The 19,745-nt window shown below is 53.6% G+C and carries 14 protein-coding genes; 5 read left to right on the forward strand and 9 right to left on the reverse strand.

The features are described 5' to 3' along the window. Positions 1 to 76 precede the first annotated feature (76 nt). The 8 genes from JQN59_RS15080 to lrp form a co-directional block, all read right to left on the reverse strand. On the reverse strand, positions 77 to 940 hold the full coding sequence (locus JQN59_RS15080; RefSeq protein WP_204528085.1) for a dimethyl sulfoxide reductase anchor subunit family protein: 864 nt from the start codon (positions 938 to 940) through the stop codon (positions 77 to 79). A gap of 1 nt (position 941) precedes the next feature. Continuing rightward, on the reverse strand, positions 942 to 1,559 hold the full coding sequence (locus tag JQN59_RS15085) for a DMSO/selenate family reductase complex B subunit (protein ID WP_126318678.1): 618 nt from the start codon (positions 1,557 to 1,559) through the stop codon (positions 942 to 944). Positions 1,560 to 1,569: 10 nt separating this feature from the next. Then, positions 1,570 to 4,014, reverse strand: coding sequence for a dimethylsulfoxide reductase subunit A (dmsA, locus tag JQN59_RS15090; protein WP_149607853.1), 2,445 nt, complete (start codon positions 4,012 to 4,014; stop codon positions 1,570 to 1,572). Between the two features lie 236 nt (positions 4,015 to 4,250). Next, positions 4,251 to 5,543: a serine--tRNA ligase gene (serS, locus tag JQN59_RS15095; RefSeq protein ID WP_149607854.1), complete on the reverse strand. Its 1,293-nt coding sequence runs from the start codon at positions 5,541 to 5,543 to the stop codon at positions 4,251 to 4,253. A 92-nt stretch (positions 5,544 to 5,635) separates the two neighbouring features. Beyond that, positions 5,636 to 6,979 (reverse strand): replication-associated recombination protein RarA, encoded by a 1,344-nt coding sequence (rarA, locus tag JQN59_RS15100; protein WP_048214581.1) that lies wholly within the window; start codon positions 6,977 to 6,979, stop codon positions 5,636 to 5,638. A 10-nt stretch (positions 6,980 to 6,989) separates the two neighbouring features. Then, the gene (lolA, locus tag JQN59_RS15105) at positions 6,990 to 7,601 is read right to left on the reverse strand and encodes an outer membrane lipoprotein chaperone LolA (protein WP_149607855.1); all 612 of its coding nucleotides are present in this window, start codon (positions 7,599 to 7,601) and stop codon (positions 6,990 to 6,992) included. Positions 7,602 to 7,712: 111 nt separating this feature from the next. After that, positions 7,713 to 11,738 (reverse strand): DNA translocase FtsK, encoded by a 4,026-nt coding sequence (gene ftsK, locus JQN59_RS15110; RefSeq protein WP_149607856.1) that lies wholly within the window; start codon positions 11,736 to 11,738, stop codon positions 7,713 to 7,715. A gap of 134 nt (positions 11,739 to 11,872) precedes the next feature. Then, the gene (lrp, locus tag JQN59_RS15115) at positions 11,873 to 12,367 is read right to left on the reverse strand and encodes a leucine-responsive transcriptional regulator Lrp (RefSeq protein ID WP_002439523.1); all 495 of its coding nucleotides are present in this window, start codon (positions 12,365 to 12,367) and stop codon (positions 11,873 to 11,875) included. 547 nt (positions 12,368 to 12,914) lie between these two features. On the opposite strand from lrp, the gene trxB reads away from it, so the two are divergent. The 5 genes from trxB (at position 12,915) to infA (ending at position 18,739) form a co-directional block, all read left to right on the forward strand. Then, entirely contained in the window at positions 12,915 to 13,883 is a 969-nt protein-coding gene (trxB, locus tag JQN59_RS15120; RefSeq protein WP_003831889.1) for a thioredoxin-disulfide reductase, read from the forward strand. 114 nt (positions 13,884 to 13,997) lie between these two features. Beyond that, positions 13,998 to 15,764, forward strand: a complete 1,767-nt coding sequence (cydD, locus tag JQN59_RS15125) for a heme ABC transporter permease/ATP-binding protein CydD (RefSeq protein WP_149607857.1) — start codon at positions 13,998 to 14,000, stop codon at positions 15,762 to 15,764. Further along, on the forward strand, positions 15,765 to 17,486 hold the full coding sequence (cydC, locus tag JQN59_RS15130) for a heme ABC transporter ATP-binding protein/permease CydC (protein WP_149607858.1): 1,722 nt from the start codon (positions 15,765 to 15,767) through the stop codon (positions 17,484 to 17,486). It abuts the gene before it with no gap. A 44-nt stretch (positions 17,487 to 17,530) separates the two neighbouring features. Next, positions 17,531 to 18,235, forward strand: a complete 705-nt coding sequence (gene aat / locus JQN59_RS15135; RefSeq protein ID WP_048214584.1) for a leucyl/phenylalanyl-tRNA--protein transferase — start codon at positions 17,531 to 17,533, stop codon at positions 18,233 to 18,235. Positions 18,236 to 18,520: 285 nt separating this feature from the next. Next, complete coding sequence (infA, locus tag JQN59_RS15145; RefSeq protein ID WP_002211347.1) at positions 18,521 to 18,739, forward strand: translation initiation factor IF-1; 219 nt, start codon at positions 18,521 to 18,523, stop codon at positions 18,737 to 18,739. A 79-nt stretch (positions 18,740 to 18,818) separates the two neighbouring features. Here the strand turns inward: infA and JQN59_RS15150 are convergent, their stop codons facing one another. After that, a complete protein-coding gene (locus JQN59_RS15150; RefSeq protein ID WP_003831675.1) occupies positions 18,819 to 19,730 on the reverse strand; it encodes a LysR family transcriptional regulator in 912 nt (303 codons plus the stop codon). Positions 19,731 to 19,745 lie beyond the last annotated feature (15 nt).

A 19,745-nucleotide genomic window follows, 5' to 3' on the forward strand; every position in this document is an offset into this window, starting at 1 on the left:
GGATAGCGCGCAGCTTTAAGGCCTACGGATATTGTAGGTTTGATAAAGCACGAGCCGCCATCCGGCATATTATGAATTAACTCGCCACCGCCATACCGACGGTCATATGCAGCCCGTAGAACACGCCACGACCAATCAGCTCGCCGACTAACAGCAGAATAAACGCGACGGAAAGCAACGTAACGGCAGGCTGGTAACCCTTCACTTGCGGTACTATCCAGCAGCACAGCGCTAACGCCAGTGCCACAATCCGCCACGCCATCAGCGAACCGTAATCCGGAACCAGCGCAGAGGCCTGTTGAATCGAACTGTGGATCGTCGCCAGTTCAGTCCCCTGCATTACCGACATGATGGCGCTCACGACCAGAGCAAGCACTGATATAGCCGGCAGCAGGCGCATCGCCCAACCATCCACGCCAGCAATTCTCAGTAACAGATATCCCAGCAGCGGACCGTCCATAAACATCGTCAGGAAGAATCCCAGCGGTGTCCAGATGCTGTACCAGGTCGGTACAGTATCGATGGTGTTATACACGCGCACCATCATCCAGACAAAAACCACACCCAGCACCATGGTGACAACTAACCACAGATTGCGTAATGCGGGCGACATTTTCTTCAACATAGCCAGCAGCCAGCCGATACCGCCAACGGCAAAGAAGAGTGAGCCGCTGGCAATTTCGTTACTCAACGCAGATGACCCAACGCGATTGAGTGAGTTAAAGGCGCGCATCGGTGAGCCCAGGTGGAGCATAGAGGCAATAAAACCAATGCCCATTAATACCCAAAGCCCAAACATGCAGGTAATTACGCGTTGCTGCGATTCTGGGCGTAAGCCCCCTTTCATCAACGCCAGCGCCAGAACAATAAAACCGCCAACCACACACTGTCCAAAGACCGTGAAGATCATCAGCGGCCATTCATGCCATCCACTTCCCATCTTACACCTCCTTCGGATTAGCCAGATAACCTGTGGTATCCCCGGTCGGGCGGCTATTGGCGTTAGGTTTGATGACAATGCTCGGTTTGGTAAAGTGCGCGCCCGGCAGTGGCGCAACCGCAGCCAAAGTACCGTGTTTTTTGCGCAGTTCATCAATTGGGCCAAAATCCAGCGCACGCAGTGGACAGGACTCGACGCAAATAGGTTTCTTACCTTCAGCGACGCGCTCATGGCAGCCATCGCATTTGGTCATGTGCCCTTTGTCAGCATTATACTGTGGTGCGCTGTAAGGACAGGCCATGTGGCAATAGCGGCAGCCGATGCACACATCTTCATCGACAACGACAAAACCATCTTCACGTTTGTGCATCGCACCGCTCGGACACACCTTGGTACAGGCCGGGTCTTCACAGTGGTTACACGCAATGGAGAGGTAATAGGCAAAGACGTTCTGATGCCAGACGCCGTTGTCTTCCTGCCAGTCACCTCCCGCGTACTCATAAATGCGGCGGAAGCTGACTTCAGGGGTTAAATTTTTGAAATCTTTGCACGCCAGTTCGCAGGTTTTGCAACCGGTGCAACGGCTGGAATCAATAAAAAATCCATACTGGGTTGTCATCGGTTACTCCTTACACCTTTTCAACCTGAACAAGGTTCGTGTGTGATGGGTTCCCCTTCGCGAGAGGAGACGGACGCTGGGTCGTCAGGACGTTAATACAACCGCCCTGGTCCACGCGTTTTGCGTCCGGGTCATACCACGCCCCTTCGCCCAATGCCACCACGCCAGGCATCATACGCGGCGTTACTTTCGCCTCGATGTGCACTTCACCACGATCGTTAAAGATGCGCACCTTGTCGCCGTTGTTAATGCCGCGTCGCTGGGCATCCATCGGGTTGATCCACATTTCCTGGCGGCAGGATGCTTTCAGAACATCCACGTTGCCATAGGTCGAGTGGACGCGAGACTTATAGTGGAAGCCGGTCAACTGCAGAGGGAATTTCTCCACCAGCGGATCGTTTAAGCTCTCAAAACCTGGGGTATAAATCGGCAGTGGATCAATCACATCACCTTCCGGCAGTTCCCAGGTTGACGCGATCTCGGCAAGCTGCTGCGAATAAATTTCGATCTTACCTGACGGCGTGGTCAGCGGATTGCCGTTAGGATCCTCACGGAACGCCTTGTAGGCCACGTGATGTCCCTGTGGGTCGCGCTGTTTAAAGATCCCCTGCTTGCGGAATTCTTCAAACGTTGGCAGTTCAGGAATGGCTTTGCGCGACTGCTCGTACAGATGACGCATCCACTCTTCCTGAGTACGACCTTCTGTAAACTGCTGCTCAACACCAAGGCGTTTCGCTAGTTCACTGGTCATCTGGTAGATAGTCTTGCATTCGAAGCGTGGTTTGATCGCCTGATCGGTGAAAATCACATACGACATATTTCCGCAGGAGGCATCCAGTGCGAAGTCCATCTGCTCCGAAGCGGTGCAGTCCGGCAGCAAAATATCCGCGTATTTCGCCGAGGAGGTCATATGGCAGTCGATGACAACGATCATCTCGCACTTCTTATCATCCTGTAGGATTTCATGTGTGCGGTTGATATCAGAGTGCTGGTTAATCAGACAGTTACCGGCATAGTTCCAGATCATCTTAATCGGAACATCGAGCTTATCTTTGCCACGAACACCGTCACGCAGCGCCGTCATCTCCGGACCTCGCTCAATGGCGTCCGTCCACATAAACATAGAGATGCTGGTTTCGACTGGGTTTTCCAGCGTAGGCATACGTTCAAACGGCAAACTGTATGAGCCCTCACGCGCCCCGCTGTTGCCGCCGTTAATCCCAACGTTACCGGTAAGGATTGCCAGCATAGAAATGGCACGAGTCGCTATTTCACCGTTAGCATGACGCTGCGGTCCCCACCCCTGACTGATATATGCCGGTTTAGCGCTACCGATTTCACGTGCCAGTTTGACGATTCGTTCAGCAGGAATACCGGTAATTTGCGCTGCCCATTCCGGGGTCTTGGCGATACCGTCTTTGCCCTGCCCAAGAATATACGCCTTATAGTGACCGTTTTTCGGTGCGTCGGCCGGTAAGGTTTTCTCGTCGTAACCCACGCAGTATTTATCAAGGAACGGTTGATCAACCATGTTTTCGGTGATCAGCACATACGCCAGACCATTCACCAATGCCGCATCGGTACCTGGGCGGATCGGGATCCATTCATCTTCACGACCCGCGCCGGTATCCGTGTAGCGAGGATCGATAATAATCATGCGGGCATTGGATTTCTGTCGCGCCTGTTCAAGGTAATAGGTTACCCCACCCCCGCTCATACGGGTTTCACCTGGGTTATTCCCGAACAGAACCACCAGCTTGCTGTTTTCAATGTCGGACGGGCTGTTACCGTCTGCCCAGCCGCCGTAGGTGTAGTTCAACCCGGCAGCGATTTGTGCTGAAGAGTAGTCACCGTAGTGGTTCAGGTAGCCGCCACAGCAGTTCATCAGACGTGCTACCAGCGTTTTGCCTGGCGGCCAGGAGCGTGTCAGGGTGCCGCCCAGCGTACCTGTGCCGTAGTTCAGATAGATAGACTCGTTGCCGTAGTCTTTGATAAGACGCTGCATATTGCTGGCAATGATGTCGTAGGCTTCATCCCAGCTGATACGCTCAAATTTCCCTTCGCCACGTTTACCGACACGTTTCATCGGGTATTTCAGACGGTCGGGATTATAAACGCGACGACGCATGGAGCGACCACGCAGACAGGCGCGTACCTGGTGCAAGCCGTCATAGTTGTCATCACCGGTGTTGTCGGTTTCAACATACTTTATTTCACCGTCTACCACGTGCATACGCAGAGGACAGCGGCTACCACAGTTCACCGTACACGCGCTCCAGATGACTTTCTCATTGGCCTGTGTCGGATTAAGGGCTTCTGCAGCATTTGCAATACGGGTAAATGGCAGGGTAAACGCGCTACTGGCCACCGCCAGTCCGCCTATCGCCGTCGTTTTCACCAAACCTCGGCGACTAACCTCAGCTGCCAGCATGGCATCGGGGATCTTAGTTTTCATAGTGGCTCACTCTGCTGCTCACAATAAACAAAAGAGAAATACTCGTTATATAGATTTTTATATAGCGTTAATATCGATATACAGACTGGTAGATACCGAATTTGCGAAAAGACAGAGATAAATACTGACTTTCATTCGAAGGCAGTATTACTCCTATGGAGGTAGGCGTTATTGTCCGACGTCAAACGGGCATAAAAAAAGCGCCCTGAGGCGCTTTTTTAGCAAAGAAAGGTAGCTTAGCCGATAAACTCCAGGCCATTCATGTACGGACGTAACACTTCCGGAACCTGAATACGGCCATCAGCCTGCTGATAGTTTTCCATCACCGCAACCAGCGTACGTCCAACCGCCAGACCAGAACCGTTCAGCGTATGTACTAAACGGGTCTTTTTGTCGGATTTGCTGCGGCAACGCGCCTGCATACGACGAGCCTGGAAATCCCACACGTTGGAGCAAGAGGAGATTTCGCGATAGGTGTTCTGCGCCGGGATCCACACTTCCAGATCGTACGTTTTGCATGCGCCGAAGCCCATGTCGCCTGTGCACAGGATGATCTTACGGTACGGCAGGCCCAGCAGCTGAAGAACCTTCTCGGCATGGCCGGTCATCTCTTCCAGCGCGTCCATAGAGTCTTCTGGGCGAACGATCTGCACCATTTCAACTTTATCGAACTGGTGCATACGGATCAGACCACGGGTATCACGACCGTAAGAACCTGCTTCAGAACGGAAGCACGGCGTATGCGCGGTCATTTTGATCGGCAGCGCATCTTCGTCAATGATTTCGTCGCGAACCAGGTTGGTCAGCGGAACTTCTGCCGTTGGGATCAGCGCATAGTTGCTGCTGTCAGCTTCTTCATCCAGCGGACGGGTGTGGAACAGATCGCCAGCAAATTTCGGCAGTTGCCCTGTTCCGTACAGCGTGTCATGGTTAACCAGATACGGAACGTAGTTTTCGCTGTAACCATGCTGTTCGGTATGCAGATCCAGCATGAACTGAGACAGCGCACGGTGCATGCGCGCGATCTGCCCTTTCATCACGACGAAACGAGAGCCGGTCAGCTTAACCGCAGCGGCAAAATCAAGACCCGTGTGCATTTCACCCAGGGTAACGTGATCGCGCACTTCGAAATCAAACTCACGCGGCGTCCCCCAACGGCTGACTTCAACGTTGTCATTTTCATCTTTACCCACCGGAACGTCGTCCGCTGGCAGGTTAGGAATGGTCAGCGCAATGTCGCGGATCTCGGCCTGTAAGGTATCAAGTTCAGCTTTCGCGGCATCCAGCTCTTCGCCCAGTTTGTTCACTTCCAGACGTAAAGACTCGATATCTTCCCCGCGCGCTTTTGCCTGGCCGATGGATTTCGATCGAGAGTTACGCTCTGCCTGCAGGTTTTCAGTTTGTACCTGCAGAACTTTACGACGCTCTTCAAGAGCGCGCAGCTTTTCTACATCCAGCTTAAAGCCCCGGCTTGCCAGTTTTTCTGCGACTGCGTCTGGCTCATTACGCAGCAGATTGGGATCGAGCATGCTTATCCTGTGCTTATCGAATTAAAATAGGAGAAAGTGACCACAGCCTGCGGTCACAGGGATACAGAGACAACATTACCGCAACGATAACACTAACGGTAGCGTTTTATAGGGCTATTTTGATCCTGTCCGGCGAGCCAGGCGAGCTTTTCGCCAATCTTGCCTTCAAGACCTCTGTTTGTGGGGTGATAATAGCGCGTTTGTGCCATTTCCTGCGGGAAGTACTCTTCTCCGGCGGCATAGGCATTTGGTTCATCATGGGCGTAACGATACTCCTGACCATAGCCCATTTCTTTCATCAGCTTAGTTGGCGCATTGCGCAGGTGGACCGGCACGTCGTAATCCGGACGTTCACGGGCATCAGCCAGCGCGGCTTTGAAGGCGGTGTAAACCGCATTACTTTTCGGCGCGCAGGCCAGATAAACAATTGCCTGAGCAATCGCTCTTTCACCTTCCGCGGGTCCCACGCGGGTAAAGCAGTCCCATGCGGAAATTGCCACCTGCATGGCGCGAGGATCGGCATTGCCCACATCTTCAGAGGCAATTGCCAGACAGCGACGGGCTACATACAGCGGGTCACCGCCTGCACTAATGATGCGCGCATACCAATAAAGTGCCGCATCCGGGGCGCTGCCGCGAACCGATTTGTGTAATGCGGAGATGAGATCGTAAAAACGATCGCCTTTATTATCGAAGCGTGCGCTGCGTTCACCGGCAATTTCAGTGAGCAATTCTGGTTTCAATACGCGCTTACCGGAATCATCAACTTCGGCCATATCGGCCATCATTTCCAGCGTATTCAGCGCTCGCCGCGCGTCGCCATTCACCAGTTCGGCAATCGCCCGACGCGTCTCTGGTGGCAGTACGATATCCTGACCACCGTAACCACGGGCATTATCTGACATCGCCTGGTCCAGCACCTGTTCAATATCGTCGGTGGTTAACGATTTCAGTAAATAAACACGCGCCCGCGACAACAGTGCCGAGTTCAGTTCAAACGAGGGATTTTCAGTGGTGGCGCCAATAAACGTGATGGTACCGTCTTCAATATGCGGTAAAAACGCATCCTGTTGGCTTTTATTAAAACGGTGAACTTCGTCCACGAACAGGATCGTACGTCGACCCGCGTTACGATTCTGACGCGCCCGCTCAATCGCTTCACGAATTTCTTTTACACCAGACGTGACCGCCGAAATTCGTTCAACATCGGCGTTAGCGTAACGGGCAATAACTTCGGCTAGCGTGGTTTTCCCCGTCCCCGGCGGACCCCATAAAATCATAGAGTGCAGGTGCCCGGCCTCGATGGCGCGCGGCAAGGGTTTACCCGCAGCCAGCAGATGCTGCTGGCCGATGTACTGCGCTAAATTTTCTGGCCGCATACGTGCGGCCAGTGGCTGAAAGGTATTATCAGAAAAGTCGAGCGACAGATTGCTCACTCACACGCCTCTACTTACGTTGATCGTCAACCGTTACACCTTGCGGCGGGGTAAAGGTGAATTTCGAAGGTTCAATCGCACCATTCTGCTGAGATTTCAGCTGATAGCTGCTGCACTGATCGTCTTGCTCAACGGCACTGAACTGATGGATCGTCCCGTCCCGCCCAACATTGATAGTAAACTGCTTCAGGTTACCGCTGCTGGTTTTTGGCGTCAGCACGAAATCGTCGCCGTTTTGCTTAATGTTGTACTGTTGCCAGTCGCTGGCCTGGTTACGCGCAATCAGCATGAACGGCGTGTTGCCCGTGGCGTCTTTCAACCAGGTCGCAGTCGCCTGCTCAACAAACGGGTTAAAGAACCACAGCGTTTTACCATCGGAAACCAGGATGCTCTCGTCAGGCTGCGTCATATGCCAGTTAAAAAGATTAGGGCGTTTAACCCATAAGTCGCCCTGACCCTCCTGTACCGCAGCGCCGCTACCGTCCGTGACCTTCTGAGTAAAGCTGGCATGGAAGCTGCTGACTTTATCCAGACGGCTTTTCAGGTCGCTGGCAGCGTCAGCCCAGACGCTGCTCACCACAAAGCTAGACAGTAATGCACAGGTGATTGCGATTCTTTTCATCGTTATTCCTCAAAATACGTCACTCCCAACGGGGAGATCCCTCTGCTATCCATTTCAGGCCAAAAATCAGCATGAGGAAAGTAGAAAATACTGAATTACTTAACTTTGCAATCATTCGAAGGGCGGCGGAGCCAGCACTTCACGATTACCATTATGCCCTTGTTCGCTGACTATTCCCTGCGCTTCCATCTGTTCGATGATGCGCGCCGCTCGGTTGTAACCGATACGGAACTGACGTTGGACGCCGGAGATTGAGGCTTTGCGTTTCTGAGTAACAAAGTTCACCGCCTGATCGAACAGCGGATCCAGTTCTTCGCCACCATCAAAGCCGCCACCGCCGCCTTCGCTTTCGCTGTCAGAGGTAATGCCATCAACGTATTGTGGACGGCCGCGCGCTTTCCAGTCCTGAACTACCGCGTGAACTTCTTCATCGCGTACAAAGGCGCCGTGTACACGCACAGGGATCGTCGAGTTTGGTGCAGAATAAAGCATGTCACCCATACCCAACAGCGATTCCGCGCCGCCCTGGTCAAGGATGGTACGCGAGTCAATTTTACTGGACACTGTAAAGGCGATACGCGTCGGGATGTTCGCTTTAATCAGACCGGTGATAACGTCAACTGACGGTCGCTGGGTTGCCAGCACCAGGTGGATACCCGCCGCACGCGCTTTTTGCGCCAGACGAGCGATCAGTTCTTCCACCTTTTTGCCAACGGTCATCATCAGGTCAGCGAATTCATCCACCAACACCACGATATACGGCAGTTTTTCCAGCACCGGATGCTGAACATCCATGCTGTCGCCCGGCTTCCAGTATGGGTCTGGAATCGGACGTCCCATACGGGCGGCTTCAGCAATCTTATCGTTATAACCGGCGAGGTTACGCACGCCAAGCGCCGACATCAGTTTGTAGCGACGTTCCATTTCATTGACGCTCCAACGCAAGGCATTGGCGGCATCTTTCATGTCGGTCACAACTTCAGTCAGCAAATGCGGAATACCTTCATAAACAGAAAGTTCCAGCATTTTCGGGTCAATCATGATAAAGCGAACGTCTTCCGGCTGCGCTTTGTACAGCATGCTGAGGATCATGGCGTTCACCCCAACAGACTTACCGGAACCGGTTGTCCCTGCCACCAGCAGGTGCGGCATTTTAGCCAGATCGGCCACCACCGGTTCGCCCGCAATATCTTTGCCCAGCACCACAGTCAGCGGAGATGAGTTATCACGGAATTTAGCGTTATCCAGCACTTCTCGCAGATAGACGGTTTGACGTTTTTTGTTCGGTAACTCCAGTCCGACATACGGTTTGCCTGGAATAACCTCGACCACACGTACCGCCGCGGTCGACAATGAACGCGCCAGATCTCGTGACAGGTTAGAAATACGCGCCGCTTTAACCCCTGGAGCCAGATTAAGCTCAAAGCGGGTAATCACCGGGCCAGGAGAGTAGTTCACCACATCGGCTTTAATGCGGAAATCCGCCAGACGCGCTTCCACCAGACGTGCCATTTGTTCCAGTGCGAACGTATCTATCGGCTCAACTTCGCTCGGCGGCGGCGTGAGCAGATCTAACGATGGCAGCGGCGTGCTTGGACGGTGCGCCGGACGACTATCCCCATTACGCATTAGCAGCGGATGGATCAGACTATCCTGCGGCGGCGGTGTAACAGGCTGCGCTGGCTGCTGATAATGCTGCTGCGATGCAACTGGCTGCGCTGGTTGCTGATAATGCTGCTGTGGTGCAACTGGCTGTGTCGGTTGCTGATAGTGCTGCTGCGGTGCAACTGGCTGCGCCGGTTGCTGATAATGCTGCTGCGGTGCAACTGGCTGCGCCGGTTGCTGATAATGCTGCTGCGGCGCAACGGGTTCCTGGTACTGCGGCGCGGGCTCCGGCATTACGCCAGGCGTAAACAACGGCTCATGCGGCCCCTCATCCACCAGCGTTTTCATTGGCGAAAATTCAAAGTCATCGAGGGAGAACGGATTCGCTCCGACAGGCTGTTCACCGGAATAACGCTGCTGCTGAGAAGAAGCAAACTGGCGAGCCAGTTCCGCTTCTGCGGCTGAATCTTCGTCATCAGTCTGGTGGGTATCGTCCTGATACTCTTCGCCATAACGATGCTGCTGCGACTGAGCGAACTGACGTGCCAGCTCGTCCTGCTGCATTGCATCCATTTCATCGTCACTATACGCATCTGTATCAAGCTGCTCTTCGCGCGCTTTCTCTTCAGCCATACGCTGTGACGGCAGTTTTATGCCATATGAAGCCAGTTCACGACGAGTAGGCACGCGCACACGATTCGGACGCGGCAACTGCGGGCCAATGCCCTCTTTCACCTGCGGACGCGGCGTACCGCTGCCTGCAAGGCTAAAGACAGGTGCTGCGGCAGCGGCACCTGCCCCTAACGCGGCGCTTTTTACGCCAGCGGCCAGCGGTGCAACGGCAGCAACAGACTCAACGGGTGGTATGGATGCAGGCGTCGGCATAGATGGCGTAGACGGCTTAACACGCTCAGGCTCCTGAGCAGGTTCTGGAATCGGCTGATACCATGCGGCCAGTTGCTCACGCTCACGCGCACGTTTCTCTTCGACTTCTTCAAAGTAATAGAGCGGCGGACGAGTCGGTTTAACTTCTTCAACCACCGGCTCAGGTTCCACCACTGTTGGTTGTTCAACCACAGGCTGCTGGAACGTAGTGCTCTGTTGAAAAGTTGGATCCTGCTGATAAACAGGTTGCTGCACAGGCTCCGGCTGATAACCAGGCTGCTGGAATGCGGTGTTCTGTTGAGAGGTCGGATCCTGTTGATAGACAGGTTGCAGCACGGGCTCCGGCTGATAAACAGGTTCCGGCTGCGGCGCGACAGGCTGCGTATAAACAGGTTCAACGGGCTGCTGTGCGTAATATTGCGGCTGCGGACTCTGCTCCACAACCGGTTGTTGCCATGGCTCATACGGCTGCTGCACCGGAGGTTGCGCGTACTGGGCTGGCTGCGGATAACCTTCAGGCGCTGGTGCAATCGCGGCATCACCGGTTTGCGGGCCAGGCACGGGTTGCCAGGCCACAGTTGGGACCGGTTGCTCCATAACAGTGTTGGTCACGGGTGACGTTTGCAGTAACGGATCGACCGGTGCGCTCCAGGCCTGAGCGGCTGTTGTAGCTGCAGCTGCTGCAGCCACAGGCTCGGTCACCGAGTGGCCGTTAAGCAGTGGATCAAGTTCGTCATATTCAGGCAGCGTCGCGCGATTACCGGAAAACAGCACATCATTAGGATCGGCAACCACGCCACGGGCGCTGTATTCAATTTCGTCTTCATCATCCATGCGTTTGCCGGAGAACAGCGCCGCATCGGTATGACGACCAAGCGGGTTGGTAAATTTCTCCGCCAGACGTTTACGGCGCGCTAACGCACCGCGCAGGATACGAGCTCGGCGCGATTCATGGGGTTTGCCATCAGCGGCGTCGACAGACTCTTCTTCGTCTTCATACTCTTCGTCATCGACCCAGGTATCGTCGCGGCGGGTACGGTTGCTGGCAAACGTCAGGATATTGAGTAACCAGCCGCCCAGTTTTTCCGCAATGCTCACCCATGACCAACCGGTGAACAACGTTAATCCCGCTGCCCAAATGCACAACAACGTCAGCGTGCCGCCGCTGCTGTGCAGCAATGGTTGTAGCGTGGTGCTGAGCAGACTGCCGATCACGCCGCCAGAGGCGAAATACCAGATGTCATCGGCGTTAATTGCGGCCAGCCCGCAGGAAGTGAGAATCAGCGCCAGAACGCCAATAATGCGTAGCGAGACGGCAAAATAATCGACGTATTCGTCGCTGGCCTGATGTCGCCAGGCAAACCAGCAGCCACCGACAATGATGACGGGGATTGTGTAGGCCATGACGCCAAAAATAAAGAACAGCGTGTCCGCCAGCCATGCTCCAGGTATTCCACCCAGATTATGGATAGGCTCATGCCACGCGGTTTGCGACCAACTGGGATCCGAAGGGTTAAAGCTGAGTAAGGCAGCCATCAACCAGACGGCAAAAAGGGCAATAAGGATCAGTAGCGCTTCCAGAAGTCGGCGCCCGCTGCTTAACTTCGTCAATGTGACGTCTTTGTCTTCAGTGTATTCCTGGCTCAAAAACGGCTCTCCAGGTTTCGGGCTTTTCCTGCCCGATGCTAAAACGGACAACAGCACCGGGTTGCCCCGGCACTGTTGCTGTATGGATTAACAGGAGTGTAATCAAACTGCGTCGATTTTGCACCTGTTCCGTGTTAGCGCGTCTTAATTACCAGACGATTGCTCTGTTTGACTTCTTCCATTACTACATAAGTACGTGTGTCATTCACGCCAGGCAGACGCAGCAGGGTTTCCCCCAACAGCTTACGGTATGCCGACATATCCGGTACGCGTGTTTTCAGCAAATAGTCGAAATCACCGGAAACCAAATGACACTCTTGAATTTCTTCAAGTTTTTGTACTGCAGAGTTAAATTGTTCAAACACATCCGGGGCGCCACGATTCAGAGTAATCTCAACAAAAACCAGAAGTGATGCATCCAGATAATGCGGGTTTAACAGCGCTGTATAGCCCTGAATAAAACCCTGTCTTTCCAACCGACGCACACGCTCAAGGCAGGGCGTTGGTGAAAGTCCCACACGTTTAGAAAGCTCGACGTTAGAAATACGCCCATCCTTTTGCAGCTCATTAAGAATGTTACGATCGATACGGTCGAGATCTTTGCCAGGGCGCTTCTTACTATCTACCATTATTATTGTCTCTCTGTATTCCTTCCCTACTCCTGCCTGACTCTACCAACATCACTGTTCAGAGTCGCTACCCATCAAAATAAACCGCAACCCAGAGGGATTTTCGGTTCGCAATGTCTGGGTTTATGGTGAGAAGACCGTTGCCTGTCGGCGGCTATCGACATCACGAATGGCATCTGTCCACACCATGCGTAGATTTCGCTAACACGGTAAACATGGTATCTACATGCATGATTATGCAGCACATACATGACACAGTTTTTTTCTTCCTTGAATGTTTTCGCAAAACAGCAGGGGATTGTCAAAGCAAAACATCGATTTTTAGTACAACATGCCAGTTATTCATTCGCAGTGATGGAAAATCGTCATTTTATCACCTTATAACTGACCGATTTTAAGTAGAAATCGTTATAGTATTACGACTAATTCTGCCGTTCATCGGTTCCCGCTATTACACATATTGTTAACAAAATCGCCATACTCTTTTTTTACGCCTGTAAATTCCCTACAATCCTGCTCATTGCCTGCTAACAACTATGGGGATCTCATGGGCGCAACCAAACACAGTAAACTTCTTATTCTGGGCTCTGGCCCTGCGGGGTATACCGCTGCGGTCTACGCTGCACGCGCGAACCTGCAACCGGTACTGATTACCGGTATGGAAAAAGGTGGTCAGTTGACCACAACAACAGAAGTGGAGAACTGGCCTGGCGATCCGCACGATCTCACAGGCCCATTGCTGATGGAACGCATGCACGAACATGCGACCAAATTTGAAACTGAAATTATTTTTGATCATATCAGCAAAGTTGATCTGCAAAACCGCCCTTTCCGTCTGACCGGCGACAGCGGTGAATACACCTGTGACGCACTGATCATCGCCACCGGTGCGTCAGCACGCTACCTGGGTCTGCCTTCAGAAGAAGCCTTCAAAGGCCGTGGCGTTTCCGCCTGCGCGACCTGCGACGGTTTCTTCTACCGTAACCAAAAAGTTGCGGTGATCGGCGGCGGCAACACCGCTGTTGAAGAAGCGCTGTACCTGGCGAATATCGCATCTGAAGTGCATTTGATTCACCGTCGCGACAGCTTCCGCGCCGAGAAAATCCTGATCAAGCGTTTGATGGATAAAGTCGAAAACGGCAACATCGTGCTGCATACCCACCGCACACTGGAAGAAGTGACCGGCGATCAAATGGGCGTAACCGGACTGCGCCTGCGCGATACGCAAAACACTGACAACGTCGAGTCACTTGACGTTGCAGGGTTGTTTGTCGCTATCGGCCACAGCCCGAATACCGCCATTTTTGACGGTCAGCTTGAACTGGAAAATGGCTACATCAAAGTTCAGTCCGGTATTCATGGTAACGCCACCCAAACCAGCATTCCGGGTGTATTCGCCGCCGGTGATGTGATGGACCATATTTATCGCCAGGCGATCACTTCAGCAGGCACCGGTTGTATGGCTGCGCTTGACGCAGAGCGTTATCTCGACGGTCTGGCAGACGCTTGCAAATAAGTTTTACAAATCAGTAACAAAAGTAAAAAAGGCGACTATAAGTCGCCTTTATTTTTGCCTCGTTGTAACATTGTCCTGCCCAAAAATTCCAATAACTCACCTGCTAAGCGTGCAATGAATAAAACCCGTCAAAAAGAGCTGACCCGCTGGTTAAAACAGCAAAGTGTAATTTCCCAACGATGGCTGAACATTTCACGCCTGTTGGGGTTCGTGAGCGGCCTGTTAATTGTCGCTCAGGCCTGGCTCATGGCCCGAATTCTCGACCATATGATCATGGACAATATCCCCAGAGAGGCGCTTCTGCTCCCTTTCATTGTGCTGGTATTGATTTTCATCCTGCGGGCATGGGTCGTCTGGTTACGCGAACGCGTCGGGTTTCATGCTGGCCAACATATCCGCTTTGAGATTCGCCGCCAGGTGCTTGACCGTCTGCAACAAGCAGGTCCCGCCTGGATACAAGGCAAACCAGCCGGGACCTGGGCTACGCTAATCCTGGAACAGATTGATGACATGCATGATTACTATGCACGTTATCTGCCGCAAATGGCGCTGGCCGTATGCGTCCCCTTATTGATCGTGGCGGCGGTATTCCCGTCAAACTGGGTAGCCGCCCTTATTCTGCTTGGAACTGCCCCGCTGATCCCGTTGTTTATGGCGATGGTTGGTATGGGTGCAGCCGATGCTAACCGCCGCAACTTTCAGGCTCTTGCCCGCCTCAGCGGCCATTTTCTCGATCGCCTGCGGGGCATGGAGACGCTAAGAATCTTTGGCCGCGGTGAAGCCGAAACAGAAAGCATCCGCGCAGCGTCACAGGATTTCCGCCAGCGCACCATGGAAGTCCTGCGCCTGGCGTTTCTGTCATCCGGTGTCCTTGAGTTCTTTACCTCCCTGTCCATCGCACTGGTCGCGGTTTACTTCGGTTTTTCCTACCTCGGTGAACTCGATTTTGGCCACTACGGGACGGGCGTCACATTGGCGGCTGGCTTCCTGGCGCTCATTCTGGCGCCGGAATTTTTCCAGCCCCTGCGCGATCTGGGTACGTTCTATCACGCCAAAGCACAAGCCGTTGGTGCTGCAGACAGTCTGAAAACCTTCATGGAAACCCCGCTTGCACATCCTGAGCGTGGCGATATTGAGCTGACAACAAAAGACGCAGTTACAATTGAAGCAGAAGATCTGGTCATCACCTCGCCGGAAGGTAAAGTGCTTGCAGGTCCGCTCAACTTTACCCTGCCAGTGGGCCAACGCGCGGTGCTGGTTGGCCGCAGCGGCTCCGGCAAAAGTTCGTTGCTCAATGTCCTGTCCGGTTTTCTCTCTTATCAGGGTTCGCTGCGGATTAACGGCTTTGAGCTGCGCGACCTGTCGCCTGATTGCTGGCGCAAACAGCTGTCCTGGGTTGGACAAAACCCGCAGCTCCCTGCCGCCACGTTACGCGATAACGTGCTGCTCGCTCGCCCCGATGCCAGCGAAGAACAGCTGCAAGCCGCACTCGACAGCGCCTGGGTCAGTGAGTTTTTACCACTTCTGCCACAGGGTGTGGATACACCAGTAGGCGATCAGGCTGCTCGACTTTCTGTCGGACAAGCGCAACGCGTTGCCGTGGCTCGCGCCTTACTCAATCCATGTCAGTTGTTGTTGCTTGACGAGCCCGCCGCCAGCCTTGATGCACACAGCGAACAACGCGTGATGCAGGCGTTGAAAGCAGCGTCACGCCGCCAGACCACGCTGATGGTGACACACCAACTTGAAGATCTTGCCGACTGGGACGTTATCTGGGTGATGCAGGACGGACAGATCGTTGAACAAGGCACTTATGCCGAACTTAGCGCAGCCAACGGGGCGTTTGCGACATTACTGGCTCATCGTCAGGAGGACATTTAAATGCGCGCTTTGCTACCTTATCTGACGCTGTATAAACGTCACAAATGGATGTTAACCCTGGGGATCGTTCTGGCGATCGTCACACTGCTGGCAAGTATTGGTTTGCTGACGCTTTCCGGCTGGTTCCTGTCGGCTTCTGCTGTGGTGGGTGTCACCGGGATTTACAGTTTTAACTATATGCTCCCTGCTGCCGGGGTGCGCGGTGCGGCAATCACCCGAACCGCGGGCCGCTATTTCGAGCGATTGGTCAGCCACGACGCGACGTTCCGCGTGCTGCAACATTTGCGTATTTATACCTTCAGCAAACTGCTGCCGCTCTCCCCTGCTGGCCTGTCCCGTTATGGACAAGGTGAATTGCTTAACCGCGTGGTGGCGGATGTCGACACGCTCGATCATCTCTATTTGCGCGTGCTCTCCCCGCTTGTGGGCGCTTTTGTCGTCATCATGGTGGTCACGCTGGGGCTAAGCGTTCTCGATTTCACGCTGGCTATCACTCTCGGCGGTATTATGCTGCTGACCTTATTTATCCTGCCCCCACTCTTTTATCAGGCAGGTAAAAGCACCGGGCAAAGTTTGACGCATTTACGTGGGCAGTATCGTCAGCAGTTAACATCCTGGCTGCAGGGCCAGGCTGAACTGACCATCTTTGGCGCCAGTGAACGTTACCGCGCCCAAATGGAAGCCACCGAGTTGCAGTGGCATGAAGCCCAACGACGTCAGTCTGAATTAACGGCGCTATCACAGGCGGTCATGCTGTTAGTCGGCGCACTGGCAGTGGTTGTGATGTTATGGATGGCCTCCGGCGGCGTGGGTGGCAATACCCAGCCTGGCGCGCTGATCGCGCTGTTTGTCTTCTGTGCGCTGGCCGCGTTTGAAGCTTTGGCCCCCGTCACCGGGGCATTTCAGCATCTCGGACAGGTTATTGCCTCTGCGCTGCGCATCACCGAACTGACCGAACAGCAGCCAGAAGTCACCTTCCCGGATGCCGGTTCTCCAGTTTCTGAGCAGGTCACTCTCACGCTACGCGATGTTTCATTCAGCTATCCGGGGCAAACACAAAAAGCGCTCGACACCCTTTCGCTGCAGGCTCAGCCCGGTGAACACATTGCGATTCTCGGTCGCACTGGCTGCGGTAAGTCAACGTTACTACAATTGCTGACCCGCGCATGGGATCCGCAGCATGGCGAAATTCTGATTAATGAGCAGCCGATTTCAGCCCTCAGTGAAGCCGCGCTGCGCCAGAGCATCAGCGTCGTGCCACAGCGCGTGCACCTGTTCAGCGCGACGCTTCGCGATAACCTGCTGCTGGCAGCACCGCACACCAGTGATGACACATTATCCGCAATGCTGTGCCGCGTCGGTCTGGACAAACTGCTAGAGGGTGATGGACTCAATGCCTGGTTAGGCGAAGGCGGTCGTCAGCTTTCTGGCGGCGAACTCCGTCGTCTGGCTATCGCTCGCGCCTTATTGCACGATGCCCCACTGATGCTGCTGGATGAACCGACCGAAGGGCTTGATGCCACAACAGAAAGCCAAATGCTTGAATTAATTGGCGATGTCATGCGCGATAAAACCGTACTGATGGTGACACATCGTCTGCGCGGCTTGTCACGTTTTGATCAAATAATAGTGATGGACAACGGACACATTATTGAGCAAGGTAATCACGCAGATTTGTTAGCCCGGCAGGGGCGTTATTACCAGTTTAAGCAACGTCTGTAAGCTATTATTGAACGATCAAACTCGCGTAGTGGAGTTTCGCTGTCATGCGCCTGGTGCAATTGTCCCGCCATTCTATAGCCTTCCCTTCACCGGAAGGCGCTTTACGCGAGCCTAACGGTTTGTTGGCGCTTGGCGGCGATCTCAGTCCAGCCCGACTGTTAATGGCCTACCAGCGCGGAATTTTCCCGTGGTTTTCACCTGGCGACCCCATCCTTTGGTGGTCGCCCGATCCACGCGCCATTCTTTGGCCCGAGAAATTTCATCTCAGCCGCAGCATGAAACGTTTTCATAAAACCTCGCCTTATCGCGTGACGCTCAATTACGCGTTCGGTCAGGTGATTGAAGGCTGCGCCAATGACCGGGAAGAAGGCACCTGGATAACGCATGATGTAGTGGACGCCTACCATCGCCTGCACGAGCTGGGCCATGCGCACTCCATTGAAGTATGGCGACAAAATGAATTAGTGGGCGGTATGTATGGCGTGGCGCAAGGTACGCTATTTTGTGGCGAATCAATGTTCAGCCGTCAGGAAAATGCGTCCAAAACCGCACTGCTTGTTTTTTGCGCTGAATTTATCCGTCAGGGCGGAAAATTAATCGATTGCCAGGTATTAAATAGCCACACAGCTTCGCTGGGCGCCGTCGAAACCCCACGTCGGGAGTACCTTGAACACCTGAGCAGACTGCGCCAGCAGCGGCTACCGAGCCATTTCTGGGTTCCCAGGACGTTATTTTCGCCTCAGGGGTGAATGTTTTCGGCACATTTTTTGTCGGGGTGTTATAATTGTCGCGCAGAGTTGGTTTAGCCCATTACCCCGCCGCCGTTAAGGAACAGTTCGCGTCAGGCAACGCCTATCGTTTATCTCCTCGTTCCCTTACACGTTGCGCTTTAAGTGCGGCTTTGCCGTGTGTGGTTAGAGTAATGCGCCAAACCCGATTTGCTGTGTTTTAAACGCACAAATCTTTACTTATTAAAAGAACTTCGGCATTATCTTGCCGGTTCAAATTACGGTAGTGATACCCCAGAGGATTAGATGGCCAAAGAAGACAATATTGAAATGCAGGGTACCGTTCTCGATACGTTACCTAATACCATGTTCCGCGTAGAGTTAGAAAACGGTCACGTGGTTACTGCACACATCTCCGGTAAAATGCGTAAAAACTATATCCGCATCCTGACGGGCGACAAAGTGACTGTTGAGCTGACCCCGTACGACCTGAGCAAAGGCCGCATTGTCTTCCGTAGTCGCTGATTGTTTTTAACGCCCGAATGGCGTCCAGATAATAAAAGGTCGGTTTAACCGGCCTTTTTTGTGGGCCAAGGTCAGGTATTTAATCCTCAATCATCCGCGCATATTCTTCCGTTAAGAAATCCACTAATGTGCGTACTGACGGCAATAATCCCCTGCGTGATGGAAAGACTGCGTGAATTATTTCTCGCTTCGGTTCCCAGCCGTCGAGCAATGCCACCAGTTCACCCGCGGCTACTTGATCTTTTACCATCAGCTGTGGAAGTTGAACTACCCCAACACCGGCAACTGCGGCTTCACGTAACGCCAGCATATCGGTGGTGATCATACGCGGCGTGAAATGCACCTCCGCACGTGCGCCCTGCGGCCCGAATAACTCCCAACGATGCACATGTTTACCCGTCGCCAGACTCAGGCCCGGCCAACGCGTCAACTCCGCCGGAGAATGTAGCGTTCCCATTTGCTCTATTAACTGCGGGCTGGCATACAAACGATGTCCCCTGTCCGCCAGCACACGCATCACCAGGTCGCTATCCTCAAATGGTCGGGGCCTGACGCGAATCGCCACGTCCAGGCCCTCTCCAACAACGTCCACGCGGCGGTTAGTGGCCTCCAGTTGCACTGATACGTCAGGATAACGCGCCATAAAACGGGCAAGCATTGGCCCGATATGCACATGCAGCAGCGTGACCGGACACGTCAACTTCACCACGCCACGCGGTTCAACCTGTAACGCGGCAATCGCATCCTGCGCTGCCTGCGCTTCCACCAGCATCGCCTTACAGTGCTCGTAAAAGGTTTGCCCAACTTCCGTCACGTTAAACTGGCGGGTGGTTCGCTGAATCAGTCGAACTCCCAGCGTCTCTTCCAGTTGCGCTATCCGTCGGCTTAGTTTTGATTTCGGTTCATCAAGCGCCCGACCCGCCGCCGCGAATCCCCCTTCCTCTACAACATGTACAAACCATGCAAAATCATTGAGATCCGGCTTTGTCATCTAATTGTCCTATTT

The organism is Citrobacter sp. B72, assembly GCF_016894305.1.
GTDB classification, from domain to species: Bacteria; Pseudomonadota; Gammaproteobacteria; order Enterobacterales; family Enterobacteriaceae; genus Citrobacter; species Citrobacter portucalensis.